The organism is Flavobacterium xinjiangense (genome assembly GCF_900142885.1).
GTDB classification, from domain to species: domain Bacteria; phylum Bacteroidota; class Bacteroidia; order Flavobacteriales; family Flavobacteriaceae; genus Flavobacterium; species Flavobacterium xinjiangense.
The window spans coordinates 49,416-67,231 of sequence record NZ_FRCL01000003.1 but is presented as its reverse complement, the minus strand read 5'-3'; the positions used below and the strand labels follow the sequence as shown (position 1 = coordinate 67,231).

Annotated in this window: 17 protein-coding genes and 1 tRNA gene; 8 read left to right on the top strand and 10 right to left on the bottom strand. The window is 33.4% G+C overall.

The genetic code is table 11. From position 1 onward, the window contains the following. Nucleotides 1-92: 92 nt before the first annotated feature. On the top strand, nt 93-1,529 hold the full coding sequence (locus BUC23_RS04270; protein WP_073205974.1) for an MFS transporter: 1,437 nt from the start codon (nt 93-95) through the stop codon (nt 1,527-1,529). A 190-nt stretch (nt 1,530-1,719) separates the two neighbouring features. On the opposite strand, the gene BUC23_RS04265 is transcribed toward BUC23_RS04270, so the two are convergent. Next, nucleotides 1,720-1,793, bottom strand: a tRNA-Arg gene (locus tag BUC23_RS04265). Between the two features lie 101 nt (nt 1,794-1,894). Here BUC23_RS04265 and BUC23_RS04260 point away from each other — a divergent pair. Then, nucleotides 1,895-2,407: an adenine phosphoribosyltransferase gene (locus BUC23_RS04260; RefSeq protein ID WP_073205972.1), complete on the top strand. Its 513-nt coding sequence runs from the start codon at nt 1,895-1,897 to the stop codon at nt 2,405-2,407. Here the strand turns inward: BUC23_RS04260 and BUC23_RS04255 are convergent. The 4 genes from BUC23_RS04255 to BUC23_RS04240 form a co-directional block, all read right to left on the bottom strand. Beyond that, nucleotides 2,397-2,543, bottom strand: coding sequence for an SsrA-binding protein (locus BUC23_RS04255; RefSeq protein ID WP_073205970.1), 147 nt, complete (start codon nt 2,541-2,543; stop codon nt 2,397-2,399). The two genes, BUC23_RS04260 and BUC23_RS04255, sit on opposite strands and share 11 nt — an antisense overlap. Nucleotides 2,544-2,621: 78 nt before the next feature. Further along, nucleotides 2,622-4,208 carry a M56 family metallopeptidase gene (locus BUC23_RS04250; protein ID WP_073205968.1) on the bottom strand — a complete coding sequence of 529 codons (1,587 nt, stop codon included), beginning with the start codon at nt 4,206-4,208 and terminating at the stop codon, nt 2,622-2,624. 67 nt (nt 4,209-4,275) lie between these two features. Further along, the gene (locus BUC23_RS04245; protein WP_073205964.1) at nt 4,276-4,644 is read right to left on the bottom strand and encodes a BlaI/MecI/CopY family transcriptional regulator; all 369 of its coding nucleotides are present in this window, start codon (nt 4,642-4,644) and stop codon (nt 4,276-4,278) included. A 143-nt stretch (nt 4,645-4,787) separates the two neighbouring features. Further along, entirely contained in the window at nt 4,788-6,005 is a 1,218-nt protein-coding gene (locus BUC23_RS04240) for an MDR family MFS transporter (protein ID WP_073205961.1), read from the bottom strand. A gap of 96 nt (nt 6,006-6,101) precedes the next feature. Between BUC23_RS04240 and BUC23_RS04235 the strand changes: the two genes are divergently transcribed. The 5 genes from BUC23_RS04235 to BUC23_RS04215 all read left to right on the top strand — a co-directional run bounded on the left by BUC23_RS04235 (nt 6,102) and on the right by BUC23_RS04215 (nt 9,732). Further along, entirely contained in the window at nt 6,102-6,704 is a 603-nt protein-coding gene (locus BUC23_RS04235) for a DUF1684 domain-containing protein (protein ID WP_073206774.1), read from the top strand. Further along, a complete protein-coding gene (locus tag BUC23_RS04230; RefSeq protein WP_073205957.1) occupies nt 6,704-7,360 on the top strand; it encodes a TatD family hydrolase in 657 nt (218 codons plus the stop codon). Before BUC23_RS04235 ends, BUC23_RS04230 begins: the two co-directional genes overlap by 1 nt. Nucleotides 7,361-7,385: 25 nt before the next feature. Further along, nucleotides 7,386-8,099: a tRNA threonylcarbamoyladenosine dehydratase gene (locus tag BUC23_RS04225; protein ID WP_073205952.1), complete on the top strand. Its 714-nt coding sequence runs from the start codon at nt 7,386-7,388 to the stop codon at nt 8,097-8,099. Nucleotides 8,100-8,160: 61 nt separating this feature from the next. Next, entirely contained in the window at nt 8,161-8,835 is a 675-nt protein-coding gene (locus BUC23_RS04220; protein ID WP_073205949.1) for an HAD family hydrolase, read from the top strand. Between the two features lie 51 nt (nt 8,836-8,886). Then, nucleotides 8,887-9,732 carry a DUF2911 domain-containing protein gene (locus BUC23_RS04215; protein ID WP_073205946.1) on the top strand — a complete coding sequence of 282 codons (846 nt, stop codon included), beginning with the start codon at nt 8,887-8,889 and terminating at the stop codon, nt 9,730-9,732. A gap of 97 nt (nt 9,733-9,829) precedes the next feature. On the opposite strand, the gene BUC23_RS04210 is transcribed toward BUC23_RS04215, so the two are convergent. The 5 genes from BUC23_RS04210 to BUC23_RS04190 form a co-directional block, all read right to left on the bottom strand. After that, complete coding sequence (locus BUC23_RS04210) at nt 9,830-11,551, bottom strand: sodium:solute symporter family protein (protein WP_073205942.1); 1,722 nt, start codon at nt 11,549-11,551, stop codon at nt 9,830-9,832. Nucleotides 11,552-11,673: 122 nt separating this feature from the next. Then, nucleotides 11,674-14,205 carry a PIG-L family deacetylase gene (locus BUC23_RS04205; RefSeq protein ID WP_073205939.1) on the bottom strand — a complete coding sequence of 844 codons (2,532 nt, stop codon included), beginning with the start codon at nt 14,203-14,205 and terminating at the stop codon, nt 11,674-11,676. A gap of 157 nt (nt 14,206-14,362) precedes the next feature. Then, nucleotides 14,363-14,896: a hypothetical protein gene (locus BUC23_RS04200; protein WP_073205934.1), complete on the bottom strand. Its 534-nt coding sequence runs from the start codon at nt 14,894-14,896 to the stop codon at nt 14,363-14,365. A gap of 173 nt (nt 14,897-15,069) precedes the next feature. Further along, entirely contained in the window at nt 15,070-15,576 is a 507-nt protein-coding gene (locus tag BUC23_RS04195; protein WP_073205931.1) for a hypothetical protein, read from the bottom strand. A 132-nt stretch (nt 15,577-15,708) separates the two neighbouring features. Further along, nucleotides 15,709-16,533, bottom strand: coding sequence for a UDP-2,3-diacylglucosamine diphosphatase (locus BUC23_RS04190; RefSeq protein ID WP_073205927.1), 825 nt, complete (start codon nt 16,531-16,533; stop codon nt 15,709-15,711). Between the two features lie 193 nt (nt 16,534-16,726). Between BUC23_RS04190 and aroC the strand changes: the two genes are divergently transcribed. Then, nucleotides 16,727-17,791: a chorismate synthase gene (gene aroC / locus BUC23_RS04185; protein ID WP_073205923.1), complete on the top strand. Its 1,065-nt coding sequence runs from the start codon at nt 16,727-16,729 to the stop codon at nt 17,789-17,791. The last annotated feature ends 25 nt before the right edge of the window (nt 17,792-17,816 follow it).

Below are 17,816 nucleotides of genomic sequence, written 5' to 3'. Positions count from 1 at the left end.
TGAAATTTAGCAAGACCATAAAACAATCAATATTTATAGAAAGAATATTGAAATAGTAATTAACCAATCTAAAAATAACAATTTATTCGATTATGAATTCAGAAAATTTACAAACAAAATGGAGACAATTTATCCCTTTAGCCGTAGTATTCTTTTTTTGGGGATTTGTTGCTGCCAGTAATGATATTTTAATCCCTGTATTTAAAAAAGCTTTTGATTTATCACAGGGGCAAAGTCAGTTTGTCTCAATAGCTTTTTATATTTCCTATACAGTTGGTTCCTTACTCTACATGGGGATTTCTATATTGATAAGAAAGGATTTAGTTAATAAAATAGGTTATAAAAATGGATTATCATTAGGCTTATTTATTTCGGCTCTAGGAACCTTATTGTTTTATCCTGCTGCTAATTCAGGGTCATATACGCTAATGTTAGCCGGATTATTTATCGTAGGATTAGGTTTCTCTTTGCAACAAACCGTTGCGAACCCTTTAGCTATTGCTCTAGGTCCAATTTCCACGGGATCACAACGTCTCACGATGGCTGGAGGGATCAATAATTTAGGAACAACAATCGGTCCTTTAATTGTTAGTTTTGCGATTTTTGGCTCAAATACAAATGGTAGTACTACAATGAGTATAGAAAGTGTTAAGATTCCTTATTTAATTTTAGGGTTTGCATTTTTATTAGTTGCTGTTTTATTAAAATTTTCCTCGCTTCCTGATAAACCAAAGACCATAGCTGAAGTAGTCGATGAAACAAAAATCGCGAAGAAATCTGCTTTGGAATACCCTCAATTGGTCTTAGGAATGTTTGCTATATTTTTATATGTAGGGGTTGAGGTTTCAACAGCAAGCAATTTACCTGCTTATATGGAAACCAAATTAGGTTTCTTGACTCAAGACGTTGCACCTTACATTTCATTGTATTGGGCGAGTTTAATGATTGGCCGATGGACCGGAGCTGTAGAGGCTTTTACCAGTGAGATTAAATTGCGAAAAATTCTGAGATTTTTAGCTCCCTACTTAGCTTTTGGTGTTTTTTTAATAGTAAATGCGATTGCTAAACATGATTTAACTCCCTTTTATGTTTACGGATTAATCATTTTGGTGCTTATTGCAGCAGATATTGCTAGTAAGGGAAATCCTGCGAGAATGTTGCTTATATTTTCATCTTTAGGAATAGTATCCCTCTTAATAGGAATGTTAACTAGCGGTATTGCAAGTGTCTACGCAATTACAAGCGTTGGTTTGTTTTGCAGCACATTATGGCCTTGTATATTTACATTAGCTGTAAGCGGATTAGGTAAAAATACAAGTCAAGGGAGTAGTTTCCTGATTATGATGATTATGGGTGGCGGAATTATCAGCTGGTTTCAAGGATTTGTTTCTGAAAGTATCGGCATTCAAAATAGTTATATTGTAGGTGTATTATGTTTTTCTTACTTATGTTTCTATGCGTGGAAAGTAAGTAGCATTCTTAAAAGTCAAGGAATTAATTTTGATAATAAAATAAGTGGAGGTCATTAATTTTAGAAATCTAATTTATGGACTGCAGTTTTCTTAAATAAATTGGCGATACTCCAAAGTGGGACAAATTCAGAGAGCGTATAAAATAATGCATTTGGGATGTATTTGCTTTTTGATGTTTTTTCATTATCCTGGCTCGTATAATTTCGATAAAAAACATAAAAAAACCCCAATATCTATTGGGGTTTTGTGACCTTGACTGGATTCAAACCAGTAACCTCTTGAGCCGTAATCAAGTGCGCTATTCAGTTGCGCCACAAGGCCATTTTTTTGCTGTTGACATCTTATTAAGGCGTCTTAGCGGGTGCAAATATAAGGATAAATGTGTAATTTGCAAGTCTAAATTTGTAAAAAAATAAAAAAATATGTCCTTACAAAAGTATATACGTGATATTCAGGGTTTTCCTAAAGAAGGAATTTTGTTCAAAGACATCACTCCTCTATTAATTAACCCAGAAGCTAGGAATAAATGCCTTGAATTATTGGTTTCAACACTAAAAGATAAAAAAATAGACAAGGTTGTAGGAGTAGAGAGCAGAGGATTTTTCTTTGGGATGCTTATCGCACAGGAATTAAATGTTGGTTTTATTCCGGTTAGAAAACCGAATAAACTACCTTATAAAACGATTTCTGCAGCTTATGATTTAGAATACGGAACGGATACTTTAGAAATTCACATCGATGCGATTCAAAACGGAGACCGAATTTTGATTCACGATGATGTTTTGGCAACGGGAGGAACGGCAAAAGCGGTTTGTGAGCTGGTAGAAAGATTGGGTGGTGAAATCGTGCAATGCAATTTCTTGATGGAATTGGCTTTCCTAAACGGAAGAGCAAAAATCAATGGAAATGAGATTTTTGCTGCGATTACTTATTAGTTAAAGCATGAGTTGTTACGTAATATCGATAACCAATAATTGCCATTTGCCATTTCTTGGCTTTAGCCAAATCCAATCGCTGTTTAGTAAAACTAGGTAATAATATTTTATTGATTTTTGCCAGGATTTTATACATGTTGTTTTTTTTCAAAGATATAAAAAAAGACGGTCTTGATTTAGGCCGTCTTTTATAATGATTTTCAGAAATTTAAGATTAATTATTGCGTTTTTCCATGGTTTCTCTGTACTTTTCCATAGCTTCTTCGTACTTAGCCATTTCTTTTTCAAATATTTGTTCGCGCTTAGTCATTACTTCTTCTACTTCTTTTTCATAAGCGCGCATGTCTGGTTCGAATGCTTCTATTTTTTTTTCGAATTCTTTCATTTTTTTCTCAAATTGAACCATTGCTTTTCTATCCGTCTTATCCTTAGGAGGAGTAGGAGGAACTGGCATTTTTGACATATCAGGTTTTGGAGCTGTTGGCATTGGTCCACTTGGAAATTTTGGTAGCGTAGGTGGAGTTGGAGGTTCAGGAAGTTCTTTATTGTTTAAATATTGAGTTCTCTTTTTAGTAACTACTCTTATTGTGTTTTGGGTAGAATTCTTTGAATCAGATTTGTTTACATTGATTGTCTCAATTTCATTTGGATCTAATTCGTCTAATTCTTCTTTGCTTATTTTTTTTCCGTTTACAAAAATTTGAGTGTCGTCCGGAATATCATTACTATTTTTAGTGATTATTTTAATAGTTGACTTGTCACCGTCTTTATTAACATTCATAGTCTTAATTACATCTGCATCTACAGTATTATTGCCCTCTTTTTTTTTGTGTACAGTGATTTTTTTAATAGTGTCTGCTGTACTTAGGTTAAGTTCCGTTTGTAATTCCTTATCAGAACTTTCTTTGACAGTAGTTGTCATTTCTTTTGCTTTTTCCTGCGCTACTACTTCAATTTGAAATAATAGGACAAAAGCGATTAATGCAGGGACCACTAAAGCATACTTCCATGAATTCCACTTTTTTGATTGATTTTTGTTTAACATAACGATTCGTTTTTTGATTAATGATTGATAAAAATGATTGGTAATGGCAACACAATTCTCGTGTGTTGTTATTTTTAAAAGCGTAATCTGATAGGCTTTTTTGTCGGATATTTTTTTCGTGGCTTCATTATCTGCAATGAATTCAAGGTTTTGTAAAATTGCTTTTTTGTACAACCAAATGAATGGATTGAACCAAAATACGATGCAAAATAATCTCGAAATCAATACATCAACGGAATGATTTTGTTCGCTGTGTACTTTCTCATGCTCCAGAATATTTTCTAATTCGGAGGCAGTGTATAAAGCCGAATTGTAAACGATGGTATTGAAATAGGAAAATGGCGCTACATTTTCATTGGTATCTATAAATTTAAAATCGGCTTGTTGTTGAATGGATTTTCCTTTTAGAACTGTATTCAAACTATAAAAATCAAAAGCAAATTTGGCCAATAAAAGCAGTATTCCAATTCCGTACGAAAGAGCTGTAAGCAGTGGTAAATAATCTTCGAATGTTTTTTCCTCTGAATGATTAGTCATGGGAACATTTGACCAATTTATAGGAGTTGCAGCAGGTTCAACCCAGATTATTTTTGTGATAAAAACAAATGGTAAAACAACTGAAGTAACTAATCCAGCCAATAAAAACCAACGGTTACTGTTGAAAAAGGTCTCTTTGCGTAACAGTAAAACATAAGCTATATAAAATAGAGCAACTAATCCACTGGATTTGATGAGATAAATAAATAGTGCTTCCATAAGCTTTGGATTATAAATTATTGCGGTTGTGTTTTTTGGTTTGAATAAAACTACTATTAATCAGGAATTATTTTTTTTCTTCTTGATTTTCAATCATGGTCAGGATCTCTCGTAATTCGGCGGCAGAAATTTTTTCTTCTTTGGCAAAAAAGGAAACCATGTTTTTATACGAGCTATTAAAGTAATTATCAATTGCTGTATTCATGAAGCGTTTTCTGTAGTCTTCAATACTCACGATGGGGAAGTATTGGTGTGTGTTTCCAAATGCATTGTGTGACACAAATTCTTTTTCTTCCAAGTTACGTACAATAGTTGAAAGGGTATTGTAATGAGGTTGATCTTCAGTGATTTCTGCCATGACTTCTTTTACGAATGCTTTTTTTAGCTTCCATAAAATATGCATGATTTCTTCTTCTTTGTTAGTTAACTTTTGCATGATTTCTTTATTTAAATCAAACGTACAACTATATTTTTAGTTTGCAAACTATTTTTATAGTTATTTAACTAAATTTTAAGTTTGAAACTGAAACCGAAATCATTTAGATGAAAAAATCGAATAATAATGTGTTAAAAGACCAGCTATTTATTTTCTAATTGCACTAATTTTTGCAGCCAAATGCAGCCCAACACTGAAAGTAATCCTAGGGTTCCCATGAAAAACCAATTGGTTTGGTAGCCAAAATGACCAATGAGTTCCAGTCCAGTCTTAGAACTCGCAATATGCGCTAAGCTGAAACTCATGGTAAATAACGCCATATAGCGTCCTTCATGTCCTTTTGGAGCTCTGCTTAGAGCAAAAGAATTGGAGAAAGGAAAGATGAACATTTCACCAAAAGTGATTATGATTATGCTGATTACTAATATTCCTGCCCAAGTATTTATCAAAAGCAGGTAAAAACTTATGGACATCAGTAAGCTGCCCCAAAGGATAATTTTGAGTTTATCAATACCTTTTCTTTGGCTGAAACTGACAATTGGCATTTCCAGAAAGAAGATTAATAATCCGTTCAGGGATAACAAAAGTCCACTTTGAAATTCAGTTAAACCAAATTTCTCATTGTGATATAAGGGTAAAGTGGTGAAAAGTTGGAAAAATAACATCGCAGTGGCAAAACATACAAACAGGAAGATCCAGAATATTTTATCTTTGAAAACAGATGCAGGGATTTCGGTTTCATTATTTACCGAGTTTAAGTCGGCGGGTTTTTTGCGTTCTTTTACCAATAATGCAAAAATCAAAATGGAAACAATACAAGAACTTCCATCTACCCAAAACAGCCCGCTATATCCTAAATTCATTATGATTAAACCTCCCAAAGCAGGTCCTGCAGTAAAACCTAAGTTAACAGCTAATCGTACTAAAGTCAATGCTCTGGTGCGATTCTCAGGTTTTGCATACGTGCCAAGGGAAACAAACATGGCAGGACGAAACATATCGGCGACGGTCATAATAATAAACATCCCAATGCACAATCCCCAAAAAGTACGAATGTATTGCACTAAGAATAAAAGAATTCCACTGGTAAATAAACTGAAAACCATGATTTTATAAAAGCCAATTTTATCAGATAATTTACCACCCAGCCAAGAACCTAACATGGAACCAAAACCAAAAGCAACCATAATCCATCCTACTTGTGCGTAAGAAAATTGTAAATCTTCTTTTAAATATTTGGATAAAAAAGGCAAAACCATCGTGCCAGCGCGATTGATAAAAGTAATCAAAGTAAGAATCCATACTTCTCTTGTGAATCCTCTAAAATTGTTAATGTAGCGTTGGAAAGCGGTTTGGATCATATATAAAGTTCTAATTTTGCAAAGGTAGAAAACTTTGTAGTGATGCGTCTTTGTAGCATTGTAACTTTTAAACTATTTTTGCTTAAAATTATAAAAATGAGAACTATTCTGCTATTCGTTTTTTTAGTGCAATTGAATTTTGGCTTTGGCCAAGAAAAATTCGATGCATCATCTGTTACTAAATTTCAAGAAGTCATAAACTCGGAGTATGCCGATGCAAACACAAGTCCTTTATTGGCGGAAGATTTAGCGGTTTTTAAAACGTTAGATTTTTATCCTATAAACGAGAAGTTCTTTGTGATCGCAAAATTTGTCAGAACAGAAAATGAAAAGCCATTTGAAATGAAGACGACCGGGGAAAGAAAACCAATGTATGTAAAATACGGTGAAGCTTATTTTGTTTTAGATGGAAAAGATTTTAAACTGAATATTTACAAAAATATTGAACTTTCAAAAAAAGAGGAATACAAAGACTATTTATTTTTACCGTTTTCAGATTTGACTTGCGGTAATGAAAGCTATATAGGTGGAAAATATATTGATATGAAAGTTCCTGAAGGCGCAGCGATGGTTATTGATTTTAATACTTCCTATAATCCGTATTGTGCTTACAGTCATAAATATTCTTGTCCAAAAGTACCTTTGGAAAACGATTTGAATATCGAAATAAAAGCCGGAGTTAAAAAATTCCATGACTAATGGAGTTCTTTAATTTACATACCCATAAATTCACGAATCAACCGGGAGTTTTGGAATTAGTAAATCAATATCCTTGGGAATTTGATGAAACGATTCCATTTTATTCGATTGGAATTCATCCTTGGTTTATTGTTGAAGAACGATTAGAATCTGATTTTGAAGTATTAGAAAGTAAATTGCAAGAACCAAGTTGCCTAGCTTTGGGTGAATGCGGACTTGATAAGCGCATTGAAGTTCCAATGGATTTACAGCAGTTGGTTTTCGAAAAGCAATTGCTTTTGGCACAGAAATATCAAAAACCAGTTGTGATTCATTGTGTTGCGGCTTTTCAGGAATTAATTGAAACTATACAAAAATTAAATATTACGGTTCCAATATTAATTCATGGGTTTTCCAAAAGTGAACAGTTAGCGAAACAGTTATTGGAAAACGGATTTTATATTTCGTTTGGGAAATATTTATTGTTAAATCCCGAGCTGGAAACCGTTTTTAAAAGTATGCCGAATGATCGATTTTTCTTGGAAACGGATACTGCTGTAGAAAGTTTGGCTACCGTTTATGCTTTGGCAGCAAAATACAAAGGAGTTTCGGTAGAAGAAATACAGGAATTGGTGAATAGTAATTTTGATACTATTTTTAAACAAATAAACAGATAACCAAATTAACGAATAAACTTTTATTATGGCAGAGTGGACGGAAAGAGCCGAACTTTTATTTAAAAAAGAAGGTTTAAATAAATTACAAAATGCAAATGTACTAGTCGTAGGACTTGGTGGTGTGGGATCTTTTGCTGCCGAATTTTTGGCGAGAGCAGGAGTGGGAAAAATGACAATTGTAGATGGAGATGTAGTTGATATTACCAATATAAACAGACAGTTACCCGCTTTGCATTCTTCTGTGGGACAGCCCAAAGTTACTATTGTGGGCGATCGACTAATGGATATTAATCCTGAATTGAAATTGACCCGTGTGCAGGAATTTCTTTCGCCTGAGCGTGCTTTCGAGATTGTTTCGGATGAATTTGATTATGTTTTGGATTGCATTGACAGCGTAACTCCAAAACTGAATTTGATTATTGCAGCCAAAAGGAAAAGAGTAAAAATTATAAGCAGTATGGGTGCTGGCGGAAAAATGGAAGCTTCTAAAGTGAAAGTGACTGATATTACAAATACTGTCAATTGTTTCTTTGCAAAAACCATCCGAAGACGATTAAAAGAATTTAAAATTGACAAATTGAAAGTCGTTTTTTCTTCTGAAATTCAAGACGAATCCAGTTTAAAAATGACGGATGGTTCCAATTTTAAAAAATCATTTTACGGAACGAATAGTTATATGCCAGGATTATTTGGTTTGTATGCTGCGGAAACGGCGATTCGGTATTTGCTTAAGAAATAGTTGTCAGAATTCAGTTCTAAAAATCTAAGAAATCTAAAAGGTCTAATAATCTAAAAATAAAATGATACAAACAGTAATTTTTGACATGGATGGCGTAATTGTCGACACAGAACCAGTACACCGTTATGCTTATTTCAAACAATTTGAAGAATTAAATATTGCTGTTACTGAAGAAATGTATACCTCATTTACTGGTTTTTCCACAAGAAATACATTCCAGACTTTGAAAGAAGCTTTTCAATTGAATCATAATGTTGAGGATTTAATTCAAAGAAAAAGAAACATTTTTAATGATGCTTTTGACAGTAAAGAAGATTTAGAATTGCTGGAGGGCGTTGGGAAATTAATCAAAGATTTACACGAAAACGGAATGCAATTGATATTGGCTTCTTCGGCCTCAAAAGTTACTATCGAGCGTGTTTTTAAGCGCTTTGGGTTGCATCAATATTTTACCCATGTGGTTAGTGGAGAAGATTTTCCTAAATCAAAACCTCATCCCGCGATTTTTGAACATGCGGCGAGTTTATCAGTTGCTCCTAAAGAAAATTGTATTGTAATTGAAGATAGTACTAACGGGGTCAGAGCGTCAAAAGCTGCTGGAATTTTGTGTGTAGGTTATAATAGCATTCATTCAAAAGATCAAGATTTATCGGAAGCAGATATTATAATTAATCATTTCAATGAATTGGATTTCGAGGAAGTAAAAAAAATGGATTCCAAATTAAGGAATAATTAACATTTTAGAATACCTGAATTTGTAAATTTGGAAAACATAAAAATAGACACTATGAAAAACATTCTAATTGCATTTGCTATCATTATTGCAAATTTCACCATTGAAGCACAAGTTAAAACACCGCAAGCCAGTCCTAGAGCGATAATCAATCAAACCGTTGGTTTAACCCAAGTTGAAATTAATTATTCCAGACCAAGTGCCAGAGGAAGAGCTGTTTTTGGTAATTTAATCCCTTTTGGAAAAGTATGGAGAACGGGAGCTAATGAAAATACAACAATATCATTTAGTGATGATGTAGTTATTGATGGTAAGACTCTCAAAAAAGGTAAGTATGCTTTGTACACTGTACCTAAAATAGAAAGCTGGGAAATAATATTTTATTCTACGACTGATAATTGGGGAAATCCAGAAGTTTGGAACGAAGCTAATGTCGTATTAAGAACAACTGTAAAGGAAGAGACTTTGCCAAAACCAGTTGAAACTTTTACCATCGGAATAAGTAATTTAGATAATAATTTTGCCTACTTAGAAATGTATTGGGAAAGTTCTTATGTAGCTTTAAAATTTGATGTACCTACTCAAAAAACGGCAATGGCAAGTATAGAAAAAGCATTAGCAGGTCCAACTGCAGGTGATTATTTTTCTGCGGCACAATTTTTATATCAATCAAATGGCGATAATGCTAAAGCATTAGTTTATGTGAATAAAGCGTTAGATATGAATCAGGACAAACCATTTTTTTACTACCGTTTAAAATCATTGATACAAGCAAAACTTGGTGATAAAAAAGGAGCTATTGAAACTGCTAAAATTTCATTGGCTGCAGCTGAAAAAGCAAAAAACCAAGACTACGTAAAAATGAATAAAGAAAGCATAGCAGAATGGAGTAAGAATTAATACTTTGTTTTTTAAACTTAATAGAAAATCCCGTCTTGTTAATTCCAAGACGGGATTTTCTATTGTAAATGATTAATTGATTTAAAAGTTTGTACTGCTAAGCGACTGCTTTTTCCTTTCTAAAAATAGTCGTTTGTAATATTGACGAAATTATAATTGATAACATTGCTCCAATAAAATTCAACCAGAGATAACCCAGTTTTTCTTCACCGCTTGGGTAAATATAAATCGCATAATAGTATATAACAAAAATTGTAATTTGGCTAAATACGGCGCTATAAAATATAGCTTGAGACTTTACCTGTTTAACATAAAATCCTACCAGAAAAATTCCAAGAACTGTTCCGTAAAAAATAGATCCGATTATATTTACTAATTGAATCAGATTTTCAAATAAAGTACCAATACAAGCAAAAAGAATAGCGACAATTCCCCAAAGCAGCGTAAAAAACTTAGTGGCATTCAAATAATGCCTTTCTGATTTTTCTTCTTTTAGATTGCGTTTGTAAATGTCAATTGCTGTGGTTGACGCCAGTGCATTCAGTCCAGAAGCTGTTGAAGACATGGCTGCGGAAATAATAACTGCCAGTAATAAACCAATAAGGCCTTTAGGTAAGTAATGCAGGATAAAGTGAAAAAAAACATAATCCTTGTCGTTAGTTTCGCTGCCACTATCGGCTTTTAGAATAATTTCTTTAGCTCGATCTCTTAAATCTTTTTCCTTATTGGATAAAGTTATTAATTCTTTTCGAAGAATTGGATTGTCATAATCTTGATTTAACTGCTCGATATAGAGTAGATTAATCACTTTTTTGTCTTCGGATAAATCATCCAATTTTTTTTCCAATGCGTGATATTCTCCTTTAAAAGCCGATTTTTCAACTATAATTTTATTATTTGGATTAAAATTTAATGGAACTGGATTGAATTGGAAGAAGACAAAAACCATTACCCCGGTAAGTAAAATAAAGAATTGCATAGGAACTTTTAAAAGACCATTCATGATCAATCCCATTTGGCTTTCCCTTACCGATTTTCCTGATAAATAACGTCCAACCTGAGATTGATCAGTCCCAAAATAAGCTAACGCCAGAAAAAAACCGCCTGTAATACCACTCCAAAAAGTATATTTTTCCTCGGGATCTATTGAAAAGCTAACAATATTCATTTTGTCATTTGCGCCGGCAATATGCAAAGCATTGGTAAAAGTCATATCATTTGGCAAATAATGTAAAATCAGAAAAAAGGTGATAAACATTCCGGACATGATTACAAACATTTGCTGTTTCTGCGTTACGTTTACCGCTTTTGTCCCGCCAGAGAAGGTATATATGATTACTAAAACACCAATAATAATATTCATAATGGTAAGATTCCAACCCAATAATGCCGATAAAATGATAGCAGGTGCATAAATGGTTAACCCAGTTCCTAATCCTCGTTGAAACAGGAAAAGAAGAGCAGCAAGAGAACGAGTCTTAAGATCAAACCTTTTTTCAAGGTACTCGTAAGCAGTGTATACTTTTAATTTATGATAGATTGGTATGAAAGTGACACAAATAACGACCATGGCAATAGGGAGTCCAAAATAGAATTGTACAAACCCCATTCCATCATGATAGGCTTGCCCGGGTGTAGATAGAAACGTAATGGCACTGGCTTGGGTTGCCATAACTGAAAGCCCCACTACATGCCAAGGCGTCTCGTTGCTGCCAAGAATAAAATCTTCTACATTTTTACTTCCTTTGGTTTTCCAAGCGCCATAAATAACAATAAAAAGTAGTGTGACTATTAGAACAATCCAATCAAATAGTTGCATAAGTTATGAGTATAAGTGCATTATTAGATAAAAAATCAAAATATAGATGGCGTTGACTACAAGAACCCAGGTGTAGTTTTTTTTCCAAGTTTTTATTTTTTTTGTTTCCATTTTTGAAGATATTAAGGCTTAATACTTTGAGCAGGAATTTTCACGTTTGCTTTCAATGAAATCATGTTGGATAATAATCTAAAAGCGCCTGATACACCTTCCGGTAATTCTCTGAAAAGACTTAAACCGGTATAAATATAATATCCTTTTCCATAAGGAGCGACTAATAAGGCGCCATTTTTAGGAGTTTCTCCTTTGTCATTCGATGATAAAATAGGAGTGAAGGCTTTATCAAATTCATTTGGATAATACAATCCTTGTTCTTGTTTCCAGCCTTCAAAATCCTTAGCTGTGATTTTATTTGGGAAATTCAGTATAGGATGATTAGGCGCTAAGAAACGAACTTCTGCATTTTCCTCGGTTACTCTGTCACCAGAAATTTTCAGGGTATTAGGTGCTATGTTTTTAGTTACAAGATCATTAGGATTGTTGTATTGTACAATCATTGTTTTTCCTTCTTTGATAAAATCAAAAAGTATAGATTGTTTATTAGCTAATTCTTGCACGGTATTGTAGGCTCTAACTCCGGTCATTATAACATCAAGATTGGCTAGTTTTGCGGGAGTTATTTCCTCGGGTTTAAGAAGTGTTACTTTATACCCCATTTGTGATAAACTCTTAGGAACTTCATCTCCAGCTCCCATTATGTAACCAATTTTTTCTTCATTAGTTTTTAAATCTAATTTGATAAATTTTGCTTCAGCGGGTTTCAAAACTTGTTGTTTTGTAATGTGACTATAATCAATACTTATTTGATCTTTATCGTATCGTTTATTATCAACAACGGCAATACTTTTGGCTATTGCTTCATGGATTTGATTAGGTGGTGTTACTTGAAAATAAACGATTTGTTCTGTTCCTTTTTTTTCTAAACTAAAAGGAATTACTTTTGGTGAAACAATCCAGTTATTAGGTAATTCCAATATTAAATCTCCTTTTACAGCATCTTTTCCAGATTTTATTTTTACGGCTATTTCTTTATTTTTCCCGTTTTTAAAAAGAGAAACTTTATCAAGAATACTTGTTGTTACTTCAGGAACGATATCTAAATAATTATACATTTCGCCTTTTACATCATCATTGTATTTATAAACAACCGTTCTTTCAAAAGGAATTTCTATGTCATTAATTAAGACATTAAAAACCACTTTTACTTCTCTAATTATATCAGGAATTCCTATATTTTTTTGTTCAGTAACGGTGTACATTCCCACTGTTCCATTTTCTTTTAACCAATATGGTTGTGTATAGTCAATGAAAATAGGTAATTGTAAATCGATATTAATGTTTTTTAAAATGTTATTGCTTAATGCTATGTTCTGAGAAATATTTTTTTGTTCCGGCAAAGTGGTTACACTCATTAATTGCATTGGAATTAAACTTCTGTTTATGGCTTCAAGTTTTAGTTTTATAGTACTTCCGGGAGTAGTTTCCTGATTTTGAGCTACTGCTTCTAGATACAAACCGGAACAAGAGGCAATAATTTCTTTTATTGCCGAAGATTTTATAGTTGCCCAATGTTTGTCTTCTAAAGATTGCATCATGGTATAGGCTTTCGCCAAATGTGGAATGCTGGCCGAAGGGTTGTTATAATCAAATTGAGAAGCGATGGCTGTCAATAATTCTCCGACAGGTTTTCCGCCTTTTACACGGTTCCAACTGGTATCAATCCCTTCAAAAAGTGAATTCTTGTTTTGCAATGCAGTACCATTTATAAACTCAAGATATTCTATGTCTTCCCCTCGGGTTCCTGTACTTCCAAAACCTTGAGACTGGTGTCTGCTTCTGCTTAGTGCGGCAATTTCCTGATTTGATTTACCGATGGTGGGATAATAAATGCCGGTTTTCATTTCTATTAAATTAGATTTATCTGCTGCATCAAATTTTTCTTTACTTCCATAAAACCACCATGATGTATTGAAAAACTGGCGTTTAGGTTGCCATGGCTCCACTAATTTTAATTGTTCCGGAAAAATGCTTGGATTGTTCGCTAAATTAAAACTTTCTACACTTAATAGTGCTGATGCTGTATGATGACCATGTGTCGTTCCCGATGAACGATGGTCAAATCGATTGATAATTACATCAGGCTGAAATTTTCTAATTGCCCATACAATATCAGAAAGTACTTTTTGTTTGTCCCAAATTTCTAATGTTTCCCGAGGATTTTTAGAAAACCCAAAATCATTGGCACGTGAAAAAAACTGTTCGCCGCCATCTATTTTTCTGGCCTCAATAAGTTCCTGTGTGCGTATTACTCCTAATAATTCTCGCAACTGAGGGCCTATTAAATTTTGGCCGCCGTCGCCACGTGTTAGAGATAAGTAACCGGTTCTTGCTTTCTTCTCGTTTGACAAATAAGAAATTAATCGGGTATTTTCATCATCAGGATGTGCAGCTACATAAAGTACCGATCCTAAAAAATTAAGCTTTTGAATCTGGTTATAAATTTCTACCGAATTTAGTTTCTGAGGCTGTTGCGCGATTGCTATTTGAAAACAAAAAAGGAAAAGTATAAAGGTCTGTATATATTTATTTTGCATTTTCTAGAATTTATTTGCAATAGCTTCAAATGTAGGAATTAATTAAATTTTTTTTGAAATGTTTTTGATTTTCTTTAAAAAAAGAAAAGGTATACAACAAAAAAGAGAGAACCAATCAAGGTTCTCTCTTTTTATCATTTCTTTAATCAGTAATTAATTAGTCTTTATCATGGCCACGTCCATGTTTATTTCCGTGACCGTTGTTTCCGCGTCCTTCATTTCCATGATTCTGGCGTCCTTCATATTCACGATTGTCGTGTCTTTGATTTCCGTAGTTACCGCGATTTTCATATTCTCTACGATCATTGTTACGATACCCTATATTTCTTTGTGGTCTACCATGATATCCTCTATAATATTTCACTCTATCATTTCGGTAGTTACTATAAGGTCTTGACCCGTGATAATCATTCAACACAACTTTGTATCCACTATACAAATCATAATTTCTATATTGTCCTGGTAAATATCTAGATCTTGTCCATCTTCCACCATTGAAATAAATAAATTGTGTAGCTCTGATATCATAGTAGGCTTCAACATCAGGCAAATAATAATAGTCTACTTCAGAGTATCCTACGGGACCCCATGCAGGAGCTGTTCCTATATTCAAACTCACTGAGACTTGTGCATGTATGGCACTTGAGGCAAAAAGGATTATTCCTAAGGCGAGTAGTTTTAATGTTTTCATCTTTTCAAATATTTAATTAGTAATCATTTAATATTAACTCTTGGCGTTAATACTTTTTTTGTAAATCCAAGAACTATGCCAATAAATTTTAATTAACATTTATTGGGATAATTCTACTCATAAAAAAAGAGAGCTCCATTTGGAGCTCTCTTTTAAAATATATTTTCTAATTATTAGAATTGGTATCTTAAACCTAAAGCAATATCAGAACCATAATTGTTTTCATAATAACCGTTTCCACCAAATTCTGGTCTGAAATCCAAAGAGATCAATAATGGAATGTCAAAATTATATTCAATACCTATATCTCCAGCTGCAAATGCAAAAGTGTCATTATAGTGATTGTTGTTGTTATCATCATAGCTGTAGCTACCTAAACCACCACCAACACCTGCATACCAGTTGAAACCACCATCGATGTTCCAAACCCATTGGTATAATGCTGCTAATTTGATTGCATTGTCATCATAACCATTATTGTTATAGTTATTTCTGTTTCTCCAACCTAAATCTAATTCAAGTCTGTTGTTTTTAGACAACCCTCTTTGATAAGAAAGTTCTCCACCAAAACCATTATTGCCTCCTAAACGTAGACCTAATGCGTTTTTCGAAATATCCTGAGCCTGTGCAGTAAATGCTAATCCAACTAGCATTATAACTGATAAAATAATTTTTTTCATAAGTGATTTTTTGTTGTACAAAGATAGATTGAAAGTCGATTAATCAATTTACAAAATTTTTGTTAATTGTTATATAATTCCCACTTTTCATCATTTTTAAGTTTTTAATAACGGAAACTTAATAAAAAGATTTTACTTAGGAAATAGTATTGATGCTATTAGTTCATTGCTTAAAATGTCTTCCATTTCTAGGAGGTTTTCTTCTATTGGGTAGTTAGCTTCAGCGTAACGATATAATTTCCATCGTTTTTTGTTGTATTCTAAGGCTGTTAAATTTTCTACCCAATCCCCTGAATTCAAATACATAGTAGAACCATTCTTATTTTCTTTTAGCACCATTTTGGGCTCATGAATATGACCACAAATAACATAATCGTATTTTTTTTCAATGGCCAATTCAGTAGCTGTTTTTTCAAAATCAGAAATGTGTTTTACCGCTTTTTTTACGCTTGCCTTTATTTTTTTAGAAAAGGAATAAGGTTCTTTTCCTATTTTTAATAAACACCAATTTACAAGTCGATTCAAGAGAATCAAATAATCATATCCTAAACCACCTAGTTTTGCAATCCATTTAGAGTGTTGAACGGAAGTGTCAAAAACATCTCCATGAAAAATCCAAGCTTTTTTGTCGTCTAAATCAAGTATCAATTTATCTGTCAGAGTAAGATTACCCATGTTCATATCGCTAAATTTCCGTAGCATTTCGTCGTGATTCCCTGTTATATAATAGACCTTGGTTCCCTTCGTTGCCAGACTTATAATTTTTTGAATAATTTTTAAATGGGCTTTTGGAAAATAGGATTTTCTAAATTGCCATATATCTATAATGTCTCCGTTTAATACCAAAATTTTGGGCTTTATAGTGGATAGGTAATTATAAAGCTCTTTAGCATGACTTCCATAAGTTCCTAGATGTACATCAGAAATCACAACTACTTCAACTTTTCTTTTTTTCAATTGATTCTTTTTTGAATTTTAACAAATTAAGGACCTTGGTATTAATTGAAATTTAATTAAAGGTTAAGAAAAGGAGCTGGGATTAATTTAAAGTGAATAATTCTTAAAGATTTCTTAAAAGTTTATTCTGAAATCTCGGGATAAACTTTTGAACTTTAAACTAAAATCATACATTTGTTCAAAACTTACTACAATGGCAGGAAATAGCTATGGAACCCTATTTAGATTAACAACTTTTGGAGAATCACACGGAGAAGCTTTAGGCGGAATAATAGATGGTTGTCCTTCAGGAATCACAATTGATTTAGAAGCAATTCAACTTGAAATGTCAAGACGTAAGCCTGGTCAGTCAGCGATAGTTACCCAAAGAAAAGAACCGGATGATGTGCAATTTTTGTCAGGAATTTTTGAAGGGAAAACAACTGGAACACCTATTGGTTTCATTATTCCTAATACCAATCAAAAATCAGACGATTACTCTCATATAAAAGATAATTACAGACCAAGTCATGCCGATTATGTGTATGAAAAAAAATACGGTGTTCGTGATTATCGCGGTGGAGGACGCAGTTCTGCTCGTGAAACAGCCAGCAGAGTAGTTGCGGGCGCAGTAGCAAAACAAATGTTGCCTGAAATTAAAATAAATGCTTATGTCTCATCGGTAGGACCTATTTTTTTAGAAAAACCATACCAAGAATTGGATTTTTCTAAAACAGAGAGTAATCCGGTGCGTTGTCCAGACGAAGCCATGGCGATTGAAATGGAAGATTATATTCGTGACATACGTAAACAGGGCGATACTGTGGGAGGAACCGTATCTTGTGTAATTCAGAATGTGCCTATTGGTTTAGGAGAACCTGTTTTTGATAAACTTCATGCTGAATTGGGTAAAGCCATGCTTTCTATAAATGCCGTAAAAGGATTTGAGTTCGGAAGCGGATTTGAAGGTGTTAAAATGAAAGGTAGCGAGCACAACGATTTGTATAATCCTGACGGAACCACTAAAACTAACCTTTCAGGTGGAATTCAAGGCGGTATCAGTAACGGAATGGATATTTATTTCCGTGTCGCTTTCAAACCTGTTGCAACGATAATGCAAAAACAAGAATCATTGGATAATCAAGGTAATATTACTGAAATGACTGGTAAAGGACGTCATGACCCTTGTGTTGTTCCTCGTGCTGTTCCTATTGTTGAAGCCATGGCAGCGATTGTTCTTGCAGATTTTTATTTAATAAACAAAACCTATTTAAAATAGCATTGCATACTCAGGATTTTGACGA

Excerpts from the sequence above, each read along its gene's own strand:
- BUC23_RS04270 (WP_073205974.1), top strand. The coding sequence starts at position 93 with ATGAATTCAGAAAATTTACAAACAAAATGGAGACAATTTATCCCTTTA.
- BUC23_RS04260 (WP_073205972.1), top strand. The coding sequence starts at position 1,895 with ATGTCCTTACAAAAGTATATACGTGATATTCAGGGTTTTCCTAAAGAA.
- BUC23_RS04255 (WP_073205970.1), bottom strand. The coding sequence starts at position 2,543 with ATGTATAAAATCCTGGCAAAAATCAATAAAATATTATTACCTAGTTTT.
- BUC23_RS04250 (WP_073205968.1), bottom strand. The coding sequence starts at position 4,208 with ATGGAAGCACTATTTATTTATCTCATCAAATCCAGTGGATTAGTTGCT.
- BUC23_RS04245 (WP_073205964.1), bottom strand. The coding sequence starts at position 4,644 with ATGCAAAAGTTAACTAACAAAGAAGAAGAAATCATGCATATTTTATGG.
- BUC23_RS04240 (WP_073205961.1), bottom strand. The coding sequence starts at position 6,005 with ATGATCCAAACCGCTTTCCAACGCTACATTAACAATTTTAGAGGATTC.
- BUC23_RS04235 (WP_073206774.1), top strand. The coding sequence starts at position 6,102 with ATGAGAACTATTCTGCTATTCGTTTTTTTAGTGCAATTGAATTTTGGC.
- BUC23_RS04230 (WP_073205957.1), top strand. The coding sequence starts at position 6,704 with ATGGAGTTCTTTAATTTACATACCCATAAATTCACGAATCAACCGGGA.
- BUC23_RS04225 (WP_073205952.1), top strand. The coding sequence starts at position 7,386 with ATGGCAGAGTGGACGGAAAGAGCCGAACTTTTATTTAAAAAAGAAGGT.
- BUC23_RS04220 (WP_073205949.1), top strand. The coding sequence starts at position 8,161 with ATGATACAAACAGTAATTTTTGACATGGATGGCGTAATTGTCGACACA.
- BUC23_RS04215 (WP_073205946.1), top strand. The coding sequence starts at position 8,887 with ATGAAAAACATTCTAATTGCATTTGCTATCATTATTGCAAATTTCACC.
- BUC23_RS04210 (WP_073205942.1), bottom strand. The coding sequence starts at position 11,551 with ATGCAACTATTTGATTGGATTGTTCTAATAGTCACACTACTTTTTATT.
- BUC23_RS04205 (WP_073205939.1), bottom strand. The coding sequence starts at position 14,205 with ATGCAAAATAAATATATACAGACCTTTATACTTTTCCTTTTTTGTTTT.
- BUC23_RS04200 (WP_073205934.1), bottom strand. The coding sequence starts at position 14,896 with ATGAAAACATTAAAACTACTCGCCTTAGGAATAATCCTTTTTGCCTCA.
- BUC23_RS04195 (WP_073205931.1), bottom strand. The coding sequence starts at position 15,576 with ATGAAAAAAATTATTTTATCAGTTATAATGCTAGTTGGATTAGCATTT.
- aroC (WP_073205923.1), top strand. The coding sequence starts at position 16,727 with ATGGCAGGAAATAGCTATGGAACCCTATTTAGATTAACAACTTTTGGA.